The organism is Methanomicrobium mobile BP, from assembly GCF_000711215.1.
GTDB lineage: Archaea > Halobacteriota > Methanomicrobia > Methanomicrobiales > Methanomicrobiaceae > Methanomicrobium > Methanomicrobium mobile.
The window spans coordinates 93,097-112,566 of the sequence record NZ_JOMF01000006.1 but is presented as its reverse complement, the minus strand read 5'-3'; the positions used below and the strand labels follow the sequence as shown (position 1 = coordinate 112,566).

General features: G+C 46.9%; 19 protein-coding genes. 8 read left to right on the top strand and 11 right to left on the bottom strand.

Annotated elements, in window-relative coordinates; genetic code table 11:
* The first annotated feature begins 15 nt into the window (after positions 1-15).
* Together T502_RS08535 and T502_RS04585 are read left to right on the top strand one after the other, a co-directional pair.
* Positions 16-855, top strand: coding sequence for a formyltransferase family protein (locus T502_RS08535; RefSeq protein WP_157197466.1), 840 nt, complete (start codon positions 16-18; stop codon positions 853-855).
* A 50-nt stretch (positions 856-905) separates the two neighbouring features.
* On the top strand, positions 906-1,133 hold the full coding sequence (locus T502_RS04585) for a phosphopantetheine-binding protein (protein WP_042705980.1): 228 nt from the start codon (positions 906-908) through the stop codon (positions 1,131-1,133).
* Between the two features lie 189 nt (positions 1,134-1,322).
* On the opposite strand, the gene T502_RS04580 is transcribed toward T502_RS04585, so the two are convergent.
* The 3 genes from T502_RS04580 to T502_RS08880 form a co-directional block, all read right to left on the bottom strand.
* Positions 1,323-1,556, bottom strand: a complete 234-nt coding sequence (locus T502_RS04580; RefSeq protein ID WP_042705979.1) for a plasmid mobilization protein — start codon at positions 1,554-1,556, stop codon at positions 1,323-1,325.
* Between the two features lie 193 nt (positions 1,557-1,749).
* Entirely contained in the window at positions 1,750-1,944 is a 195-nt protein-coding gene (locus tag T502_RS04575; RefSeq protein ID WP_042705978.1) for a hypothetical protein, read from the bottom strand.
* 166 nt (positions 1,945-2,110) lie between these two features.
* Complete coding sequence (locus T502_RS08880) at positions 2,111-2,263, bottom strand: hypothetical protein (protein WP_157197464.1); 153 nt, start codon at positions 2,261-2,263, stop codon at positions 2,111-2,113.
* Positions 2,264-2,329: 66 nt separating this feature from the next.
* Between T502_RS08880 and T502_RS04570 the strand changes: the two genes are divergently transcribed.
* Entirely contained in the window at positions 2,330-3,412 is a 1,083-nt protein-coding gene (locus T502_RS04570) for a hypothetical protein (RefSeq protein WP_042705977.1), read from the top strand.
* Complete coding sequence (locus tag T502_RS04565) at positions 3,393-4,847, top strand: MBOAT family O-acyltransferase (protein WP_042705976.1); 1,455 nt, start codon at positions 3,393-3,395, stop codon at positions 4,845-4,847. Before T502_RS04570 ends, T502_RS04565 begins: the two co-directional genes overlap by 20 nt.
* Positions 4,848-4,869: 22 nt before the next feature.
* On the opposite strand, the gene T502_RS04560 is transcribed toward T502_RS04565, so the two are convergent.
* The 4 genes from T502_RS04560 to T502_RS04545 all read right to left on the bottom strand — a co-directional run bounded on the left by T502_RS04560 (position 4,870) and on the right by T502_RS04545 (position 9,131).
* The gene (locus T502_RS04560) at positions 4,870-5,526 is read right to left on the bottom strand and encodes a YczE/YyaS/YitT family protein (RefSeq protein ID WP_042705975.1); all 657 of its coding nucleotides are present in this window, start codon (positions 5,524-5,526) and stop codon (positions 4,870-4,872) included.
* A gap of 17 nt (positions 5,527-5,543) precedes the next feature.
* A complete protein-coding gene (locus tag T502_RS04555) occupies positions 5,544-6,359 on the bottom strand; it encodes a hypothetical protein (RefSeq protein WP_042705974.1) in 816 nt (271 codons plus the stop codon).
* A 258-nt stretch (positions 6,360-6,617) separates the two neighbouring features.
* Positions 6,618-7,106, bottom strand: coding sequence for a chemotaxis protein CheW (locus tag T502_RS04550; RefSeq protein WP_042705972.1), 489 nt, complete (start codon positions 7,104-7,106; stop codon positions 6,618-6,620).
* Between the two features lie 15 nt (positions 7,107-7,121).
* Positions 7,122-9,131, bottom strand: coding sequence for a methyl-accepting chemotaxis protein (locus T502_RS04545; RefSeq protein WP_042706167.1), 2,010 nt, complete (start codon positions 9,129-9,131; stop codon positions 7,122-7,124).
* A 760-nt stretch (positions 9,132-9,891) separates the two neighbouring features.
* On the opposite strand from T502_RS04545, the gene T502_RS04540 reads away from it, so the two are divergent.
* The 3 genes from T502_RS04540 to T502_RS04530 all read left to right on the top strand — a co-directional run bounded on the left by T502_RS04540 (position 9,892) and on the right by T502_RS04530 (position 13,099).
* Entirely contained in the window at positions 9,892-10,995 is a 1,104-nt protein-coding gene (locus tag T502_RS04540; RefSeq protein ID WP_052359159.1) for a glycosyltransferase family protein, read from the top strand.
* A 189-nt stretch (positions 10,996-11,184) separates the two neighbouring features.
* The gene (locus tag T502_RS04535; protein ID WP_042705971.1) at positions 11,185-11,868 is read left to right on the top strand and encodes a hypothetical protein; all 684 of its coding nucleotides are present in this window, start codon (positions 11,185-11,187) and stop codon (positions 11,866-11,868) included.
* 34 nt (positions 11,869-11,902) lie between these two features.
* Positions 11,903-13,099 (top strand): Nre family DNA repair protein, encoded by a 1,197-nt coding sequence (locus T502_RS04530; RefSeq protein ID WP_042705970.1) that lies wholly within the window; start codon positions 11,903-11,905, stop codon positions 13,097-13,099.
* A gap of 30 nt (positions 13,100-13,129) precedes the next feature.
* Here T502_RS04530 and T502_RS04525 read toward each other — a convergent pair whose 3' ends face one another.
* Both T502_RS04525 and T502_RS04520 read right to left on the bottom strand, forming a co-directional pair.
* On the bottom strand, positions 13,130-14,782 hold the full coding sequence (locus T502_RS04525; RefSeq protein ID WP_042705969.1) for an ATP-dependent DNA ligase: 1,653 nt from the start codon (positions 14,780-14,782) through the stop codon (positions 13,130-13,132).
* 85 nt (positions 14,783-14,867) lie between these two features.
* Positions 14,868-15,653: an MBL fold metallo-hydrolase gene (locus T502_RS04520; RefSeq protein WP_042705968.1), complete on the bottom strand. Its 786-nt coding sequence runs from the start codon at positions 15,651-15,653 to the stop codon at positions 14,868-14,870.
* A gap of 116 nt (positions 15,654-15,769) precedes the next feature.
* On the opposite strand from T502_RS04520, the gene hisD reads away from it, so the two are divergent.
* A complete protein-coding gene (gene hisD, locus T502_RS04515) occupies positions 15,770-17,017 on the top strand; it encodes a histidinol dehydrogenase (RefSeq protein WP_042705967.1) in 1,248 nt (415 codons plus the stop codon).
* Positions 17,018-17,065: 48 nt separating this feature from the next.
* Here hisD and T502_RS04510 read toward each other — a convergent pair whose 3' ends face one another.
* Together T502_RS04510 and T502_RS04505 are read right to left on the bottom strand one after the other, a co-directional pair.
* Positions 17,066-18,262 (bottom strand): hypothetical protein, encoded by a 1,197-nt coding sequence (locus T502_RS04510; RefSeq protein ID WP_042705966.1) that lies wholly within the window; start codon positions 18,260-18,262, stop codon positions 17,066-17,068.
* 86 nt (positions 18,263-18,348) lie between these two features.
* Entirely contained in the window at positions 18,349-19,446 is a 1,098-nt protein-coding gene (locus T502_RS04505) for an HD domain-containing protein (RefSeq protein WP_052359158.1), read from the bottom strand.
* Positions 19,447-19,470 lie beyond the last annotated feature (24 nt).

Sequence of the window (19,470 nt, the reverse complement as noted above, 5' to 3'; positions counted from 1 at the left end):
AAGTACAATCAAGTGATGGTTATAGGGTATGGTCTGGTAACCAGAAATGTGTTATCTTTTATAGATTCGGTCTCGGATAGACACGGTTATTCGATCACATATGTTGAACATGAAAAGTATCCTTTCAACGGAGCCAAAAAATATGCCGAAAGCAACAAATTAGAATCCTTTCTCATAGATGATAAATATGAATTAACTTCTTTCATATTGAAAAGGGCTGAACTAGGACATCTTCTTATTATTAGCGCGAGTAATAATTTCTTGTTCCCAAAGAAAGTTGTTGAGAATAAAAATATAAGAATAGTGAATTTTCATAATGCATTGTTACCTAATCTTCCGGGAAGGAATGCGCCCAGTTGGGCTATTTATAACGGATATGAAAAGACGGGTATAACATGGCATTATGTTGATGCAGAGATTGATACCGGAGATATTATTATTCAGAAAGAATGTTCAATATATTCTGATACAAAAGCATATGAGTTAGTAACTGTACAGATGAAGTTGGCGGGTGATGCTTTTATGGAGTGCTTTGAAAAAATACTTGCTGATTCAGTAGTCACAAAGAAGCAAGACCTTGATCCCAATCGTAAGGTGTACAAATCTTCTGAAATTCCCGGCGACGGTATGTTTGATATAAATGATTCAGCTGAAAATATCTATAGACTTCTTAGGGCTATGGATTATGGTAAAAATGATCTTTTTCCACACCCCACTACGATTTATAATGGGCATATGATCACAGTTAAACGCTATAAAAAGGTGAGTTCGGAAGAAAAAATGGACAGTGCAAACAAGTTGTACATACCTTTCGGAGATGGTATGTTTTTGATGCTAAGGTATGATATGAGATGAATTTTTGAAAAGTTAGTGACAATTTAGTATAAATTAAGAGAGGTAACAAAATGGAAGAGAAAATATTAAAAATTTTAGCACAAGTAAATGAGGATATAGTTACGTATGACGGAGACAATCTTTTTGATGCAGGTATTCTTGATTCGCTTCAAGCGGTTGAAGTTATAGCGTCATTGGAGGATAATTTAGATATTGATATTGACGCTGAGTATGTAATTGAAGATAATCTTAAAACAAAGGAAGCAATTATAGAAATGATAAAGAAAATAATAGATTAACTTGTGTATTTATCTTTTGCAGAGATATGCCTTTCAATTGGACATCATCAAAATGATAAAGATAAATTATTTTTAAAAGCCACTGTCTAACATATAGTCAGTAATTCTCTGTATATCTAATTGAAGCATAATTATATTGCTGATGCATATCTGGAGTTTGCTACAAGCCAGTATAATATGACGTTTCGATTATTTATTTATCCGATATTTAACCCCTATTTCGTCAAGGACTTCAAGGACTGCTTTTTTGATATTATCGGGGTCCTGTGCGTTCTTGGAATCGCGGTCAAGTTTTTCGCGGCAGGCTCGTCTGATGTATTCCATCGAAGATATTCCGAGGAGTTCCGCGGCCGAGTCTATCTCTTTCTTCATGGATTCGGACATCCTGACCGTGGTTTGCGCCTGTTTAAGTTCCCTGACCATTTCTATTCCATAATATTATTCAGATTTAATATATTTTAATATGTAATATAACATCTGTCATAAAATGGGGCTGATATTATGCGAAAATCTTTCCTTTCCGCATTGGTCTGATTATCTCAGGGAATAGACGCGCATCATCCTCACATTCCGTAAGTTATGCGGCAAAAAAAGTTTTCACATTTTCATGTGAGGATTATTTGTTGATATGATATTTGATTCCTATTTCGTCAAGGACTTCCAGAACAGTCTTTTTGATATTATCCGGGTCCTGTGCAGTCTTGGAATCGTTATCCAGTTTCTCGCGGCATGCACGTCTGATGTATTCCATTGATGATATTCCGAGATTTTCCGCGGCCGTGTCGATCTCTTTCTTCATGGATTTCGACATCTTGACCGTTGTTTGCGCTTGTTTCAATTCCTTAACCATTTCTATTGTATAAGGTTATCTGAAATTGATATATTATGATGGAAAACAAAGAACATCAAAGAAAATCATTTAAAGATGTAAGTGCGGAATATTCGGACCGTCGGGAATTTTATGCTAGTGGAATTGCTCATCCTGCATTCTCCGTCACCCTTTTCACCCACCTCTCCGCCGGCTTCTTGAACTGTTTCACGAAAAGCCCGATCAAAACAGCGGAGGCAACCGTTCCCTCGCGTATGCCCAGAAGCGTCGAGAACGCCGCAAAGGAATAAATCGGTTTCATATTTTGATTGGAAGTAATGGACATCTTTTATGTATGTTTACACCAAAGTATTCTGACAGTTGATTTATGCCGAAGATAGAGGATCTGCTTAATAAGACCGTTAGGGAAGAAACTGATGTAACAAAAGGCTCTATCTCTCTGTCTATCACAGTGTATATAGTAATCATATGCAGCGTCATAATCAGTGTTATATTGTGTCCCAGTTTATTGCTGGGATTTTATTGCGTGACGAATGTTGATGGATATCTGCAGGATACTAAGCAGATAATTAATTTATATGATTTCTATGATCAAAAGGTAGGGGAGAATGAAACAGCCGTATTTTTTTTAGGCTCAAGCATTGTGGGTTGGTCCATGTATCCGACTGAGATAAATCGTATCGTCAAAATGGATTACCCAAATATTACAACATATAATCTGGCTGAAAGTGGCGACCTTCCTATTGAAAGAGCTTTGGAGATTCAAAAGATAATCGATGCAAAACCGTCATTGGTCATATATGGGATAACATATCGATCTGTCATGGATAAAATAGATTATGGACGCTTTTTTGATAGAACAAAACTTGTTTATCCCCGATTGGATATACGAAATGACAGTTTACCTCTTTACAATGCGGAAGAAAAGATGTATTTTACACCATTTAATGAGTTCGAAAAGAAGAGATATTTAAAATCAGCAATAGATTATAAATTTGCAGGATCATCTGGATCAGTGAATTATAGTTTCGATTACTTAGGTGGTGAACAAAGCAGGAAATTAGCAGTTAAAAACGACCAGAAAATAATAACACAGGTAAATGATCCTAATTTTATTTTCCGTCCCGTTGTAACAAATGAAAGTACGCGTTATAAAGATGCTTTAATATATAATGTTAAGACTCTTCAAGATGCTGGAGTACCAGTAATTATCATCAATATGCCGTTACATCCGTTGCTTTCTGAGAGAATAACCGATGAATCGAGAGCTAATTATTATGATCTGCTCAATGAAACCGGTGCAGTATGGTATGATTTTGAACACTGTTTGGATGAAGATAGCTTTAGTGACTCTCATCATGTCATACATATCGGTGCCCTAAAACTTGCACCTCGTATAGCAGATCTCATAATAGAGCAGGTGGAGAAAGATGTTATTCACTACACCTGATTTTTTCATATTTCTGACTGTAGTTCTGATCTCGGCAGAACTGCTCAGAAGAGAACTCCTTCAGCATGCTCTTTTGCTTGCGGCAAGCTACTTCTTCTACTGGTATTCGGGATCGATACATGTCCTGCTCCTTGCGTTTGTCACACTGACGTCATACTACTGCGGATACAGGGTATTCAATTCCGATACAGTTAAGGAGAAAAAAATATGGCTGATCATCGGAACCCTAATTCCTCTTGCGGTCTTGGGATACTTCAAGTATATTGACTTTGGAATCGAGTCGATAAATTCAATCCTTGCGGCAATAGGCATAACCGCGCAGATATCGCTCTTAAACATAGCACTGCCGGTTGGCATATCGTTCTTTACATTCCAGGCACTGAGTTATGTCTTTGATATTTATCTGGGTCGCCTTGAACCCGAGCCGAAATTCCATAAGTATGCTCTGTTTATAGCTTTCTTCCCCCAACTTGTCGCAGGACCCATTGTCAGGGCAAGTGAGTTCCTGCCGCAGCTGAAGAGTAAAATCACCATTACCGTAGATAATCTTCAGGCAGGTGTCACGCTTATAGTCTGGGGACTATTCAAGAAGATGGTCATTGCCGACAATCTCGCCCCCTTTGTAGATTCCGCATTTGCAAATCCGATGTCATATTCATCATTCGGTCTGATACTGGCTGTATTCGCATTCGGCATTCAAATTTACTGTGATTTCTCAGGATATGCGCATATTGCGATAGGCTGCGCCCGAATACTCGGATTCAAACTTCCGGAAAACTTTGACATGCCGTATCTGGCAAGTAATATTCAACTCTTCTGGCGCAAGTGGCATATGACACTGTCGCGATTCATAAAAGACTATGTCTACATCCCTCTCGGCGGAAACCGTTGCGGTCATACAAGAACCTATCTCAACCTCTTTGCCTCAATGCTTCTCTGCGGATTATGGCACGGCGCCGCATGGACTTTTGTTCTCTGGGGTGCTTACCACGGATTACTGCTGGCTCTTCACAGGTATTTTATCGGAGAGAATAAGTTATTCTGCGAAAGCAGATTTTTGAACTCCGGTGCCGGACTCCTCTTCAGCATACTTGTTACCCAGATTCTTGTATTCTTTGGCTGGCTTATCTTCAGGGCAGAGAGTTTTGACAATCTGGTATATTATCTGCAGGCAATATTCGCGTCAAAAATACCTGTCTCATCATTGACCGAGCTTGCAATTATCGCAGGTGTCATAGGTCTGATTGCGTTGTTTATCTTGATGCTGAACAAAAAATTTGCGGACTTTGTCCATGAGATCCTTTATTTTGACTATCTTGACATCGTATCAAGGCAGAAGATGAGATACTGGATAATCTATCTTGTAATTTTTATTACAATGATACTGGCTCTTTCACCACCCGAAACACCCGAGTTCATATACTTTGCATTTTGAATAATCCAAAAACTTCTCTTTTTCAGACATTCCCAGTCACTCGTTTCACAAACCTCTCCGCCGGCTTCTTGAACTGTTTCACGAAAAGTCCAATCAAAACAGCGGAGGCAACCGTTCCCTCGCGTATGCCAAGAAGCGTCGAGAATGCCGCAAATGAATAGATGATGCCGAGCGTAACGAGCGTAACATCGATGGCTATCTTAGTCCTCTCCAGAGGTATGTTGTATTTCTGAAATGCCGCAAGCATAAGACCCTCGGATGCCATCACGAAGACACGCGGCGTTATCTGAAGGCATATGCCGATGGCGAGAATAATGCAGCTTGCGATAAGAACGACCCACTGCATAAGGTAGCCCTGCGGCACTATCCATGAGCAGAGGAGGCAGGCAACGTCAATGAACATGCCGAAGACTATCGTTACGGGAATCTGGAGGAGGGAGAGCAGATAGAACTCTCTTTTGAGGATGATAATCTCGCATGCCAAAAATCCCGTATGCAGAATAATGGTAAGCAGGCCCAGCGATATAGGCATGCCGAGACTCAGGACATACGGCAGCGAAGATATGGGGGATATACCCATATCCGCCCGCACCGAGAGTGCAATGCCGATTGCCATAAGGAATAAGCCCGCGACAAAAATGCAGTAGCGTATGAGAAGTTTCTTTGACGGCAGTCTCATCTGTATATCTTACCCGATTACTTTCTCTTCCAGAACGGCTTTTTAAGCTCTTCAATATCGGCTGCGGCATCGGCGACCGACTTCTTAAGACTGTTGCATACGGCATCCTGAGAGGCTTTATACTCGTCAAGCGACTTCTCAAAGTAATTCACCCAGTCGTTTGCGATATCGGTGCGCTTCTCCAGAGAACTCAGCATCTCCTTAATGTCGTTCATGTTGCGCTCCGAAGTCTTCTGCATCGCGGCAATCTCCGACTCAATCTTTTCAATGCGGAGTGTAAGCTTTGATATCCTCAGTTCCGCGGACCCTATCTTATCGGCAACCTCACTGTCGGGAGCGCTGTCGGCAAGCGAGATAAGTCGGTTAACACGTTTTTCGGCGGTAGAGACGGCATCGGTGACCATACTTATCATGGACGGAGGTTCCGCCGTTTCCGCGGACTTTGCCGTGCCGGACGACTTTGTCGAAGTCTTCGTTTTTGTGCCGGGCGGGATTGAGTTGCCGTAATCTTTTGTGATGTGTGCCGCCCTTGCACCCAGCGACGCCTGATTCTTTCGCAGGCTCTCGGTCATTCTCTCCTTTGTGCTCTTCTTTGCCGGCGCAGCCTTGCCGAACTGCGTGAAGATATCCTCGCTTGCCGTTCCGCTCTTTTTAAGCGAGTTTATCTTTGATATGACATCCACGGCTTTCTCTTCGTAGATCTTAATTCTGCCGAGAGTGTGGCTCGGAATGATGCTTGCGAACTCATCCGAGATACTCTTGACCTCTCTCTCGCTTATGCCGCTTATCTCGGCGATATCCGCCGCTTTCAGTTTCTTATCGGTATCTGCCATCCTCTTTACCTGTCTGTTAACTTTATCTGTCCGTTAACCTTACATGTCCGTTAATCTGCCGTCAACCTGTATCTGTGAATTGTTTACCTATCTGTGAATATATCTATAATAGATTGTCGTCCGAAGTTTTTCGGTTTAATGCCGTGAAAGAAAGTACATGAAATATGAGATGCCTAAATAACGACTTTAAAAGTTTGAAATGCTAAAAAAAGATTGTTGATTTTATGACTTAATTATCTGATTATATGATTGTCTGATTTATGCCTTTGTTGACGCAAGAATATCTATAAGGACCTGACCCACGTCTAACCATACGATAAGGCGCTTCTTCTCTCCCGTCTCGGTTTCGCTGGCTTCCTTATCGTCAATCTTGATAACGCCCTTGACATAGGCTTCGTTGGACAGAGGACCTTTCATAGAATCGATCTCATCGTCGGTAATCTGAAGAACGGCGTGAACATCGTCGACTATGATACCCGTATTCGAGCCTTCCGCTGCCTCGGGAACGAGGACAATAATCTTCTGATCCTCTCTGTTCTTGTTTGACGTCTCGGGAAGATCCAGAATCTTGTTGAGATTAATTATGTTTGTAATCTCGCCGCGAAGATTAATTATGCCCGCAATATGCGCCGGAGCTCTGGGAACCGGTGTAATAGGCACCATCTCAACGATCTCACGTGTAAGCGTTATATCCAGTGCGTAACGCTCATTTCCGATCTCAAACTCAACTATATCAATAACTGTCATAAATCAACTCCATTATCAGATTTTAAGTGTATCCAGCGACGCTTTAAGATCATTCGAAAGACCGTTGACTTCCTGAATTGCGCTGTTGATCTCCTGGACGGATGCGCTCGTCTCCTGCGAAAGTCCAGCAAGTCCTTCAATCTCGCCCTGGGTGTTGCGCGTAAGGTCACTGCTCTTCTCGCAGTCTCCCACTATATTATTTGTAATATTCGCCTGATCCTCAATAGCTTTTGCTATCTCGCCCATGTTGCTGGTAAGATACTCGGCACCTTTTACAATCTTATTGAGTGAATCTATTGTCGCATTAACACTCTCTACGCCCGAAACCACATGGGCGTTTGCGGACTTAATCGACGCAACCGTCTTCTCGCTGGTCTTCTGGATACCGTTTACGACCCTGTCAATCTGTGCGGTTGCATTCTTGGCGTCGGTTGCAAGATTCTTGACCTCACCCGCAACGACCGCGAATCCTCTGCCGTGTTCACCTGCGCGTGCCGCTTCGATGGCAGCGTTGAGCGCGAGCATGTTAATCTGATTTGTAATATCGTTTATCAACTTAATTACACTATTGATCTGGACAAGCTGTTTGTTGAGTTCGTCCATCTCGTTGACGCTGTCGTTTGTGATGGTAACGACGGAGTTCATCTTCTCCGTTGCCTCTCTTCCGAGCTGCTCGGCGTTCTTACCCATGGACGAGACATCTCTCGCCTGGTCGAGAACTTCCTGCGATGTGCTTGCTATCTCCTCGTTCGATGCCGAAAGGTCGGAGATTGAACGTGTGATGTTCTCTATCTGCGCAAGGAGATTGCGCGAGAGTTTTGCGGCATTCTGTGTTCTTACAGCCACATTCTCGGCAGCATGTGCGATGCCTTCGGAACCGTTCGAGGCATCGTTCATGTTCTGGTTAATGGTATTCATTGCAGTGAACACGTTCTTTATAATGCCGCTGAAGTCCGCCATGGAACTGTTATAGTTCGCTTTAAGGTCTTTTAACGGATCATCGTCTTTTGCCGCGAGTTTGCATGTAAGGTCGCCGTTGCTTAAGCATTCGATTGCCTTGTTTACGTTTTCGATGCTTGCCTCGAGAATCTCTTCCTTCTCTTTGGCTTCGTTCATCATGTCAACGATCTCTTTTTCCTTGGCGCGTACTTTGGTGACATCGTTGTAGACAATGAGAATGTTGCTTACATTGCCTTTTGCGCTGAGTACGGGAATACCGTACTGTTCGAGGATAAAGACGCCGTTGGGGAATTTAACCGTGACCGTGCCGAAACTTCTTGTTTTTGTCTCAAAGACCTTTCTGAGTCCCTCGCCTTCGGTATTCAGGACATCGAAGTCGTGAAGGGTCATATTGAGAAGTCTGTCTTTGCTTATGCCCGAGAGATCTGCGTATGCCTTGTTGACAACGCGAATATTGAAGGTTTTGTCGCAGAGAAGTATGGGCATAGGGTTATCCTGAACAATTACCTCGGATCTTGCCTGAAGGACCTTGATTTTTTCCAGTTGCTTAGTAATCTCGTCTTTTTCGACGATTTCGGTGGTGACGTCTTTAAAGACGAAGAGACCCATGTCCACGTTTCCGTTCGAGTCCATGAGCGGCACGCCTCTCTGCTCGACGAAGAGTTTTTTGCCGTCTTTAAAGGTTATCTCGACGAGGGATTGCGTATTGTGACCCGCTATGAAAAGAGTTTGTGTGTCGTCGCCCGAGATACGTCTGGATTTGTAGTCCGATGCCTGCATTGAGAGAATCTGATCCTTGTTGTATCCCATCAGTTTCTCGTATGCGATGTTTACATCGATAGGCATGAAGTTCTTGTCCAGAAGCATCATAGGATAGGGGTTTTGCTGAATCATCATCGAAACATTGTCGCAGGTTCGTTTAGAGTCTATAATAAACTCTATTGCCGTGTTTACGGTTTCAGCAAGTTCTTTTAATTCATCTTCAGTATCATCGACATTGACTCTTAATGAGTAGTTGCCCATCAGAGCATTTTCAAGTATTTTCGTGATGTCTTTTAACGTCATCTTTTTCCCCATGTTTGCGAGACCCAGTCTGCAGTTTCCGGTTTTCGGCGTTATCGTATGCGTAGGGTATTGGGTATCTTCGTTTTTGCCTCTTTACCTTTGTTGCTGCCGACGCGTCATGATGAGTTTTATGAAAAGCGATTGTTCAACGGGTCCGACGGATATCAGAGGATCCGGTCGTAAGACCCGAATAATAATTCATGCAAATATCTGCAAGTTGCCGTCTGAATTACCGAATCCGGATAAAAGGTAATCTCTGTATGCCGGCGATATCTGCGTATTTCATCATTCCGTGTCGTATACGGTTGCAGATTACTGTAAACTGTTGTAAACTGTCTGAATTTTATCTGATCAAATCGCGTTGTCAGATATATGAACACAATGTTCAATGAGATACATTTAATCCATATTTCTATAAATAAGTAATCTTTTATTTTGCAACCGCATGAAACAATCTTTCATTTTAGACTCCCGAGGGGAATCATTTATTTCCGAAAATTGCGGTTTATGTGGTTTATTTAATGTTATTATGTTGTAATATTCGTGAAAAAACATTTTGCGTTTAAAAACCTTTTTTAATTGAGGCGTTAATAGTACCTGAAACAGTTTAATATCTGTTTGCCGAACCGTGTTTGTGAATCCGTAGTTACGAATTCATATTTACGAATTCATATTTGTTAAGCCGTGTTTGCGGGACCGTCATGCAGGAATTGGTTTTGATATTTGCATCCCGGATCCGTTGATTTATCGTTGATGTAACATGAGATTGTTATTTGTAGTCTGCGGCGAGGGGCTGGGGCATGCCTCGCGTTCGACGAAACTTGCAAAGTATCTGGAGAAATTCGGGCATAAATGCTATTTTGCCTCATACGGTAAGGCTCTGGATTTTATCTCCAAACAGGGTTTTACTGTTTTCGATACATACCGCGAGGTCATTTTGGAGGGCGAATCCGGATATTTCAGCCTTTCAAAGACGGTCTGGTCGTCGAAGGGTGTGCTTCTGTCGCTTGCGCGTTCCCTTCGCGATATACGCAGAATCATAATCGAGAAGAAGATCGACGTTCTCATAGCGGATACCATGTATGCGGCGGTTTTCGCGGCGAAGATACAGGATATTCCTTCGCTTTTCATCACGAATCAGAATAAATTCGCGTCGGCAAACGATGAGCATTCAAAGCACTGGGAGATTTTGAGCAGCGTCGTCGAGAAATACCTGACACTTCCCGACAATATCATAATTCCCGATTTTTCGTATCCCAATACGGTAAGCGCCTACAATCTGGAGATAAAGCGCGAGGACGCCTCCAGATACAAGTTTGTAGGCCCCATAATGGATGCTAAACTCTCGGACTATAAAATCGAGAAAAAGATCATCTTTGCAAGTTTCGGCGGCGAACCGTTCAAAATCCCCATGTACGGCATGCTGAAAGAGATCGCAAACGAGCGCCCCTTCCATCAGTTCGAGGTCTTCTCCACATCCCCGGGACTGCCCGCCGAAAGCCGCAACTTTAAAACTCACGGCTATACGGAAGATATTCTCACCTATATGGCGCAATCGCGGGTTAACATCCTCCACGGCGGTCTTACCTCGATTCACGAATCACTCTTCCTCGGAAAGCCGATTGTGATGATTATCGACCCGTATCATCCCGAGCAGTGGAATAACGGCAGGAAGATCGAAGAGATAGGCGCAGGCATCATGCTCCCCGGCGATAAGGTCACGAAAGAGACCCTTAGCGATGCCATAGACGAGGCGCTGAATATGAAAGTCCCCGACATGTCCTATCTCTTCGTTCAGGAAGACGGACGCGTAAAGACGATGGCGGCAATCGAGGATGCGGTAAGAAAACACAATTCCCGCTGATTCATTGCATCCGGTCGATTATGGTCCCTCCGATTGACGAAAAACACCCAAATATTCTGCGTGAATGCCCCGATAAACTTTGAAAGTTTAATGCCCGATAACTGCCTTTTTTCATACCTTTTTTTGGAAAAGATTTTAGACTATTGTTCATGAATAATTAATTAGGCTAATTCATAAGGAAGAGAAGATATGGATCTCGAAAAAATGGAGACCGGCAAATTTCTTGCACTGTTAATAGTAATACTCGTGATATTTGCGGGTCTGTTGATGTTTGTGGCAGGTTTTTTCTATCCGCTCGGTTTTGATGCACTCGGCATCGATCCCGTGAGCACATATACTTATACCGCCACGGTTGACGCAACCGGAGAACTGACGGGCGTGACCATGTTCCTGCCGGTTCCGTCGAATAAAGGAAACTCGCCGCTCGGCGTCGAGTTCGCGGACGGCAGAGGTACCGGTCTCGGAAGCGGCATCACGGCAGACTATTTCGCAGCCAAGGATGCCGCGTTCATAAAGGTGGTCGGCGACAGACTCAAGAGCGAGAAACTCGGTGCCGAAGTTGAGATAGATCCGATGATTATCGATACAAAGAATCCCGTTGCGAACGCCTATCTCTTTGCGCCCGCCGAAGCGGACTCCGATCCGGCGAACTACAAGGTAAACGTATATCTGAAATATAACTGCGCCGAGGACACGGTCGTGAAGATCTCGCTCAAGTGTGTCGGCAAAAACCAATGGTCGTATTATAACGGCGATAAAGACAACTCCTACGTCAACACGATGGAGTTATCCGTCAAAGGACCTCAGAGCGGCTGGGTAACCGCGGATGCCTCCTGCGTAAGCGGTATGGGCGACTACAGAATCTCATTATAATCTTTTTTTCGCGGATAAGCGCAAAGGAAAACATATGTCCCGTTCGCAACAGTGCGTTCAGTGTAAAGGCAGGGGGTTCTGCGGACTCCCCAAATGCCCGATAACGAGCCGTTTTTATGCGAAGCTGAAAGAAAAGCCGCGACCGTTCGAGAGTTACATGGGCGAGAGCCCTTCGGTCTTCATAGGCAGTTACAGTTATCCCAGGGTGGCGGGCGGACCCATGATGACGGCTCAGGCGGACGATCCCGAGGAATGGGTAAGGAAAGGGTGCAGTATCGACGATATCGTGGCAATGCGCTCATCGACCGTCCGCGGCTCAAAGACTCTCAATGCCGCGGCAGGCAAGGCATTCCTAGCGAGAACCGCCGATTCGATACAGGAGGTGGCAATCTCGCAGAAGCCTATTGATATCGAGGTCGCGTTCGAGAAACCCGTATCTTTCGATCTCAAGTTTGACGGCACTCTTGCGCCCGTGGGTCTGTCGGGGGAGATAAAGAAGATGGATGTCCTCGATAATGCCTTTGTTCCGCGAATTGTCGACAAGATCACGTCCGACGGCGATCTGAGGGCGGTCGACGGAATGTACGAACTCTTCAAAGGCGGCATCGACGTCCATCACATTCAGAACGTTTTGGGCGCGGGACTCCTCGGTATCGAGAAGAATCGCCGTTTTGTGCCGACAAGGTGGGGAATAACCGCGATTGACGATTCAATATCCCGCCGTCTGAAATCCGAGATCATGAAGTATCCGCCGATATCCGACGTGACCGTATTTTCCGGCGCAATTCATGCGAATCATATCGTCTGTATGCTTGTCCCGGGCGACTGGAAGTTCGAGATGATAGAGATCTGGGAGAAGAACAGCATGTGGGCGGGAGACAGCGATGTCATTGTCGTCGATTCCGAGACGAAGAAGAGCAAGAACGATTATTCCCCCATTGGCGGCGCCTATTACTCGGCAAGACTCGCGGTTCTCGAATATCTCTCGGATATACGCAGGAATGCGGAGGTAATCCTCGTCCGCCGCGCCACAAAGGATTATTGGGCGCCGCTGGGCACATGGGTAATACGGGAGGCGACACGCAACGCCATGAACTCACAGCCCGTCAAATGCGAAGATACCAAAGAGGGTGCCGATACCGTGACTAAGTTCTGCGGAGGCGACACATGGCTTAAGCACAGCCGGCTCTATACCGAACTCCGCACGCAAAAAAGTCTCTTTGATTTCTGATTGGCAGGGATGAGTAAGGATGCTTCCGCTTCATCCCTGAAGTCTTTTTGTCTGCTCGGCGAATCTGGCCTCGATTGATTGCAGGGTCTCGATTTCTTCAACGCTCTTATCGTCGCGGAGGCGGATGAATCTCGGGAAACGCAGGGCATAACCCGCCTCATAGGTCGGACTCTTCTGAATTTCGGCATAACCGACCTCAAAGACAGTATCCGGCTCAAAGGTTACGGTATTCTTCGACTCCGAGATTACGATGTCTTTGAGCATGTCGTAGAGTATGTCGAGCATATCGTCCGAGATTCCGGTAGCCACCTTTGATACGGGGATAAGTTCGCCGAGTTCGTCGCGGCATGCGAGGAGGAACGAGCCGAAGTGCTTTGCGCGTTTGCCCTCGCCCCATTCGGCGCCTATGACCGCGAGATCCATGGTGTCGACCGCTGGCTTGATCTTGACCCATTCTTTTCCGCGAACGCCGGGCGTATAGTGTGCTGAGCGCGATTTAATCATGATTCCTTCGTGTCCGTCCGCGAGTGCCGAGCGATAAAACGCCTCTATTGTTCCGATATCGTCCGAGACTATCTGCGGCGCAACGAATTTCGAGACGGATTCGGTCAGAATCTTTCTTCTTTCCGAGAAGGGCTCGTCAATGAGAGTTCTGCCGTCAATGCAGATTATGTCGAAGATATTGGGGACAAGCCTGATCTTCTGCATATGCCCCTCGACATCGTGTTTTCTTCTGAACCGGCGAAGCACATACTGAAACGGCAGGGGGCGTCCCGTATCCTCGTCGATTGCGATAACTTCGCCGTCGAGAATCGCGTCATGCGTCGTCGCTTCGAGGAGCATATTTGCGACATCGGGTATGGCTTTTGTGACCTCCTCGAGTTTTCGTGAGTAAATTCTGCACTCGCTGCCTTTCTTGTGGAACTGGAACCTTGTCCCGTCGTATTTGTATTCGGCGGCAAGCACCCCTTCTTCTTCGAGCATTGCGGCAATGGTTCCCTGACGGGCAAGCATCATCTTGACAGGTCTGAAGAGTTCAACCCTGACGGTTTCGAGATCGCCGACGCCGCTCTTTGCAAGCACTGCCACCTCGCCGAGATCGTTCGAGGCCTGGAATGCGTGCTCAACGGCGGCGGCAGGCACATCGAATGCTTTTGCAACGGCATCGCGGATATTTCCCTCGCCGATACCTATTCTGAGTTCGCCGAGAATGAGTCTTGTAATATAGCGCGCCTCTATCGGCTTTGCATTCGCAAAGATCTTCTTGAGAACCTTGAGTTTCTCCTTCTGCGAGCTGCCGCCCCCTACGCCCGAGATATAGATGAAGTCATTGTAGACCTCCAGAAGATCGAGTGTCTCGGAGAAGAAGGATGTCTGCTCTTTCTTCAGCAGCAGCCCCTCGATTGCCCTTCCCGCGTCGCCGCCGGCGTTTATCTTTCTTATGACCGTGTTCCTGCTGTCGCCGACAACGTAGGCAACCGCGTCATAGACGAGATTGGGTCCGATTCCTATCTTTTCGGGGCTCCAGTCGGGAAAGATCCTTCCCATGAGGAATCTGACAAATACGGGCAGCTCTTCATCGGTCAGTGTTTTGAGGACGCCCGACACTATATCTATCGAATCGAGTCTGCCGCGGGTCGACTCGATTCTGTCGCATATCTCTGAAAATTCCGAAAACTGCATCCTCCGACTTCCCGTTATCTCTTATTTTCCGTATTGATTTATTTTCCTTAATGATTACGGTTTAATTTTGCTTTTGTGTTCCGTATCATATTTTGATTGTCCCGCAGACCTTATCCTGAAGCGAGACCTCAAAGAGCATGTCATCGACCGAGAGTCCCGCCGAGTTCTTTGCGCTTGTGAGCGCTTTCTCGGGAGTATTGTTCTCCTGACTCAGGTGTGCCAGAATTATCTCGCCGATATCGCCGTGACTTCGTTTTATAAACTCCCCCGCCGCGGTATTGGAGAGGTGACCGCGTTTTTTGTCGCGGATTCTCTCCTTGAGAAACTTAGGATAAGGTCCGTTTTCGAGCATGACCGGGCAGTGGTTGCTCTCAAGCACGACGGCATCGCAGCCGAAGAGTTCCTCTTCCATCTTCTCCGTTATCTGTCCCGTATCCGTGCAGAATCCGAATTTTGAATCGCCCTCCAGAATCCTGAAACCGCAGGGATCGATTGCGTCATGATACGTTGAGAACGGCTTTATTCTGAATCCCGCGAACTCAAAGATGTCGCCGGTTTTAAGAGGTATCATCGATATCTCCTTCGATCTGCTCTTGGGATTTCTCTTGCTCTCGAATTCCCAGAGCGTCCCCTGCGTTGCCAGGACGGGCACGTCGAGTTTTCTCGCGAGGGTGTCAAGCCCGCTTATGTGGTCACTGTGCTCGTGCGTGACCAGAATTCCCTCGATAAGTTCGGGGTTTCCGCCGGCGCACTCGAGCCTCAGCAGGGTTTCGCGTGCGCTCAGACCCGCATCTATGATAAGAGCTCCGCTCCCGCCTTCAAGATAGGTGCAGTTACCTTTACTTCCGCTGGCAAGGACAGTTGCTTTCATCCGATATAGATATGGATTGTATCCCAAAAAAGTGTATCATTTCGGATTGCGGCAGATGAGATATTGCCATACCAAATTATATTCCGATTAAGATTCAAAACTAATAGGGAAGAGCGATGTTAAAAGAACTTGATGTTGAGGCATGGATTAACGGACGGCGTCAGGGGCTGACCGGAGTTTACGGAACGGTCTCCGAGATTATCGATAATGTCCGGAATAACGGCGATTCCGCACTTTATGAGTATGCAAAGAAGTTTGACAAAATCGAGCTTGAACATCTCAGAGTCACGGAGGATGAGATTGACGAGGCATATAATTCGGTCGAAGACCGCCTGATTGAGTGTTTGACGCAGGCGGAGGCACGGATTGCCGAGTTCCACGAGTTCCAGAAGCACAACGATCTCTGGCTGAGAGAGGTATCGCCGGGAGTCACCTTAGGTGTCAAGACCACCCCGCTCAGCCGTGTGGGCTGTTATATCCCCGGAGGGCGTGCGTCCTATCCGTCGACGGCGCTCATGACAGCGGTTCCCGCACGTGTTGCAGGTGTTAAGGAGATCTGCGCCTGTTCGCCGCCGCCGATAAACCCGCTTACCATAGTGGCATTCGATATCGCGGGCGTCTCCGAGATATACCGTGTCGGCGGTGCGCAGGCAATCGCAGCCATGGCACTGGGCACGGAGTCGATAAAGAAGGTCGACAAGATTGTGGGTCCTGGCAATGTCTTTGTGACTGCCGCAAAGATGCTCCTTCGCGACAATGCCGAGATTGACTTCCCCGCGGGTCCCTCGGAGATAGGAATAATTGCGGATTCAAGCGCAAATCCGAGCTTTGTCGCGGCGGATATCCTTGCACAGGCAGAACACGATCCCAACTCCGCCTGCGTCCTCGTGACCGCGGATAAGTCCCTCATAGATGCCGTCTCGAAAGAGGTCGAACGTCAGTTTTCGACCGCCGCAAGACGCGAGATTATAGAGAAATCGCTTAAGAATTCGGGATATGTGCTTGCGGACTCGCTCGAAGACGCCGTCGAAAAGATGGACAGGATCGCACCCGAGCATCTCTCCATTCAGGTTGCCGACACGTTGAGCGTCTTAAACAAAGTTCACAATGCGGGTTCGATATTTGCCGGTCCGTATACGCCAGTTGCCTGCGGCGATTATGCCTCGGGAACAAACCACGTTCTGCCGACCGCAGGTTACTCGAAGATATATTCGGGACTTAATGTCAATCATTTCTGCAAGACCTCGACCGTTCAGATAGTCGACCGCGAAGGTCTCGAAGAGATAGGGGATATCGCCGAGACTCTGGCAACGGCTGAAGGTCTCATCGCTCATGCGGAATCCGTAAAAATAAGAAGAAAATAATTTGAAAAAATCTTTTTTTATTTTTTATATTTCAGCAGTTAAAAAATTTCAGAAGAGATAGTCGTCGCGCTTTGGCGCGTCCTCTTCCGATTTTTCTTTTTCGTATCCGTAATATTCTTCGTAGGTTGACATGGATTCGTCGCCGCTTTCCGTGTCGTCCTTGGGCGGAAGATGGACATCGGCATCCTGCATGAGGCCTAAGTCAACGCCGTTGAAAGGCGAGTTTCTCGGCTTGTCAAGACCGCCCGCCTCGGCGAACTCTTCCGCAAGTGTCTTCCTTACCGGTTTTTCCGGCGGCGTCACGGGCTCTTCATACTCCCGTTCTTCCCTGCCGTCTCCGCTCCGTGCAGGTTCTTCCGAATAATCACGTGACGGAGCGCTTTCGGTCATGTAGTCGGATTCGTCTGGTTCGGCATTCTCCGCGCGATAATTCGGGATACGCGGCGGCGTTACAAAGTCATCGGGCTCAATCCCTCCGGCATTGGCGCCGGTGTATCCGCCGCTGTCGTGATCGGAATAACCGCCGGAGTAACCGTCGTTTTGGTAGGCGGCGTTTGCGTAATTCTCGGGATAACCGCCGTAGTCGGAGCTTTGAGCCGCGGCGGCGTTGGGGATACTGCGGTATCCGTCTTCGGTGACGTATCCCGCCGCAGCCTTCGCCTGCGTTACCGCCGATGACGTAATGAACTGCTCCTGAACGTCGATAATAAGCGAGCCGAGTTCGCAGAGGACTCTCTGAGACTCTCCGCTCCACTTGATCACGGTATTGTTCATCAGCATGCCGTTTGACCTGCACTCCTTATTGCACTGGAAATTGAGCTTTAGCCTCTTGGAGCCTACAATTACGGCGATGATGCCGAAGAGAAGACCTATGGCCGCAACCGCGGGACCCGCATAATTATGACCTATATGCATGTTGATGTCATAGAATATCCCCGACATCGGCTTGTAAGTTCCGAATGCGCCTGCAAGAAGGATAATTAGACCGATTATTAAAAGAGGGCGATTGACTGCTTTGTTCTCATAGACCTCGACGCCGCGGATATCCTCGATTCTGAGATCCTGCGAGAGTGAAGGACGGTTCATCTTCATGGCTTTGCGCGTCATTGCGTAGAGAATCAGCCTCTTTGACGTCACCGCAATTGTCAGGTCCGCGGATTGCGGTTTGAGCATCTTGAACCCTTTGTATTCACGTATTACTTCTTCATCGGCGGAGAGCTTGATGAAGTCCGAAACTGCTGACATTATAAAAATTCTTGATTTACGGAAGTATAAATTATTGCATAACGTTTGAGGCTTATTGTTGCCTCATCGTTGACTTGTCGTAAGGCTTATCGGAATGAATCCGTTATGCTCCGCTGGCTCTTTTTTCCGTCCCTGTCGTTTCCGCTTTCTTTGTTTCCTTTTGCAGGCGGCGTTGTGCCCTTTGCGCCCGTATTGCCCGTGCCGTATGCCGCATCCGATTGTGTCAGAGGCGACCTGTATACGAAGGAATCCGATCTCCAGCCCCTGACCGATTCGCCGGGCTTCACGGATTTCAGGTCTTCGTCAACCTCATGTAGTTTGGCGCTGATATTGTCGGCAAAGTGAACCGCCCATGCTTCCGGTGTCTGCGGGAGTGTCTCGCCGTGCTCGCCGTGATGCGACTGGACTATGTGCAGAAGTTCGCGGAACGTCTCCGCATCCGTGAATGTCCGGTAACGGGAGAGATACATCATCCCGGTTGCCGTATGCCCGAGAAGGGAGTATTCCGGCAGAGCCGCGTATGAGAGCCCTTTCTTCTCGAAGGATTGACATTTGCCGATATCGTGAAGGAGTGCGCCCGCGATAAGCAGGTCGCGATTGAGTCTGACATCGCTGAGGCTTTCTTCAATCGAGAGCGCCGTCTTTGCGACCTCCAGGGAATGCTCGCAGAGTCCCCCGAAGTAACCGTGATGCCGTCCCTTTGCCGCGGGCTTCTCGAAGAATCCGTCCGCCTTCGTGACGGCGCTTGACACCAGTGTCCTAAGATCTTCGTCGCCGATGCTCTCTATCAGAGCAAGAATCTGTTTTTTGCATGCGGCAATATCCACGGGCGAGTTGATGAAATCCGAATCGGAGAGTTTCGAGGAATCCGCGGGCTTACCGAGGTATACGATGCCGTCGTTGACATTTATTCCCAGTTCGCCCTTGTAGAGCGCGGCTCTGCCCGCAATCCTGAATATGTCCCCCTGCGATTGCGAGAGAGTATTGTAGTATCCTTCGATATCGGACTCGTTCATCCCCGCATCTCCCCAGATCTTACAGGGAAGCCTGCCGGTGCGGTCCGATACCGTGCACGAGATATAGGATTTTTTGTTGCTGCTGTTTCGAAGCGTTACTTCGTCCACAACGAAAAGCGAATCAACGGCCGCGTTTGGTAAAATTGATGATATGAATTCCGTTTTCATTTATGATCCGCTCCTTTGACATGC

Excerpts from the sequence above, each read along its gene's own strand:
- T502_RS08535 (WP_157197466.1), top strand. The coding sequence starts at position 16 with ATGGTTATAGGGTATGGTCTGGTAACCAGAAATGTGTTATCTTTTATA.
- T502_RS04585 (WP_042705980.1), top strand. The coding sequence starts at position 906 with ATGGAAGAGAAAATATTAAAAATTTTAGCACAAGTAAATGAGGATATA.
- T502_RS04580 (WP_042705979.1), bottom strand. The coding sequence starts at position 1,556 with ATGGTCAGGGAACTTAAACAGGCGCAAACCACGGTCAGGATGTCCGAA.
- T502_RS04575 (WP_042705978.1), bottom strand. The coding sequence starts at position 1,944 with ATGTCGAAATCCATGAAGAAAGAGATCGACACGGCCGCGGAAAATCTC.
- T502_RS08880 (WP_157197464.1), bottom strand. The coding sequence starts at position 2,263 with ATGAAACCGATTTATTCCTTTGCGGCGTTCTCGACGCTTCTGGGCATA.
- T502_RS04570 (WP_042705977.1), top strand. The coding sequence starts at position 2,330 with ATGCCGAAGATAGAGGATCTGCTTAATAAGACCGTTAGGGAAGAAACT.
- T502_RS04565 (WP_042705976.1), top strand. The coding sequence starts at position 3,393 with ATGTTATTCACTACACCTGATTTTTTCATATTTCTGACTGTAGTTCTG.
- T502_RS04560 (WP_042705975.1), bottom strand. The coding sequence starts at position 5,526 with ATGAGACTGCCGTCAAAGAAACTTCTCATACGCTACTGCATTTTTGTC.
- T502_RS04555 (WP_042705974.1), bottom strand. The coding sequence starts at position 6,359 with ATGGCAGATACCGATAAGAAACTGAAAGCGGCGGATATCGCCGAGATA.
- T502_RS04550 (WP_042705972.1), bottom strand. The coding sequence starts at position 7,106 with ATGACAGTTATTGATATAGTTGAGTTTGAGATCGGAAATGAGCGTTAC.
- T502_RS04545 (WP_042706167.1), bottom strand. The coding sequence starts at position 9,131 with ATGACGTTAAAAGACATCACGAAAATACTTGAAAATGCTCTGATGGGC.
- T502_RS04540 (WP_052359159.1), top strand. The coding sequence starts at position 9,892 with ATGAGATTGTTATTTGTAGTCTGCGGCGAGGGGCTGGGGCATGCCTCG.
- T502_RS04535 (WP_042705971.1), top strand. The coding sequence starts at position 11,185 with ATGGATCTCGAAAAAATGGAGACCGGCAAATTTCTTGCACTGTTAATA.
- T502_RS04530 (WP_042705970.1), top strand. The coding sequence starts at position 11,903 with ATGTCCCGTTCGCAACAGTGCGTTCAGTGTAAAGGCAGGGGGTTCTGC.
- T502_RS04525 (WP_042705969.1), bottom strand. The coding sequence starts at position 14,782 with ATGCAGTTTTCGGAATTTTCAGAGATATGCGACAGAATCGAGTCGACC.
- T502_RS04520 (WP_042705968.1), bottom strand. The coding sequence starts at position 15,653 with ATGAAAGCAACTGTCCTTGCCAGCGGAAGTAAAGGTAACTGCACCTAT.
- hisD (WP_042705967.1), top strand. The coding sequence starts at position 15,770 with ATGTTAAAAGAACTTGATGTTGAGGCATGGATTAACGGACGGCGTCAG.
- T502_RS04510 (WP_042705966.1), bottom strand. The coding sequence starts at position 18,262 with ATGTCAGCAGTTTCGGACTTCATCAAGCTCTCCGCCGATGAAGAAGTA.
- T502_RS04505 (WP_052359158.1), bottom strand. The coding sequence starts at position 19,446 with ATGAAAACGGAATTCATATCATCAATTTTACCAAACGCGGCCGTTGAT.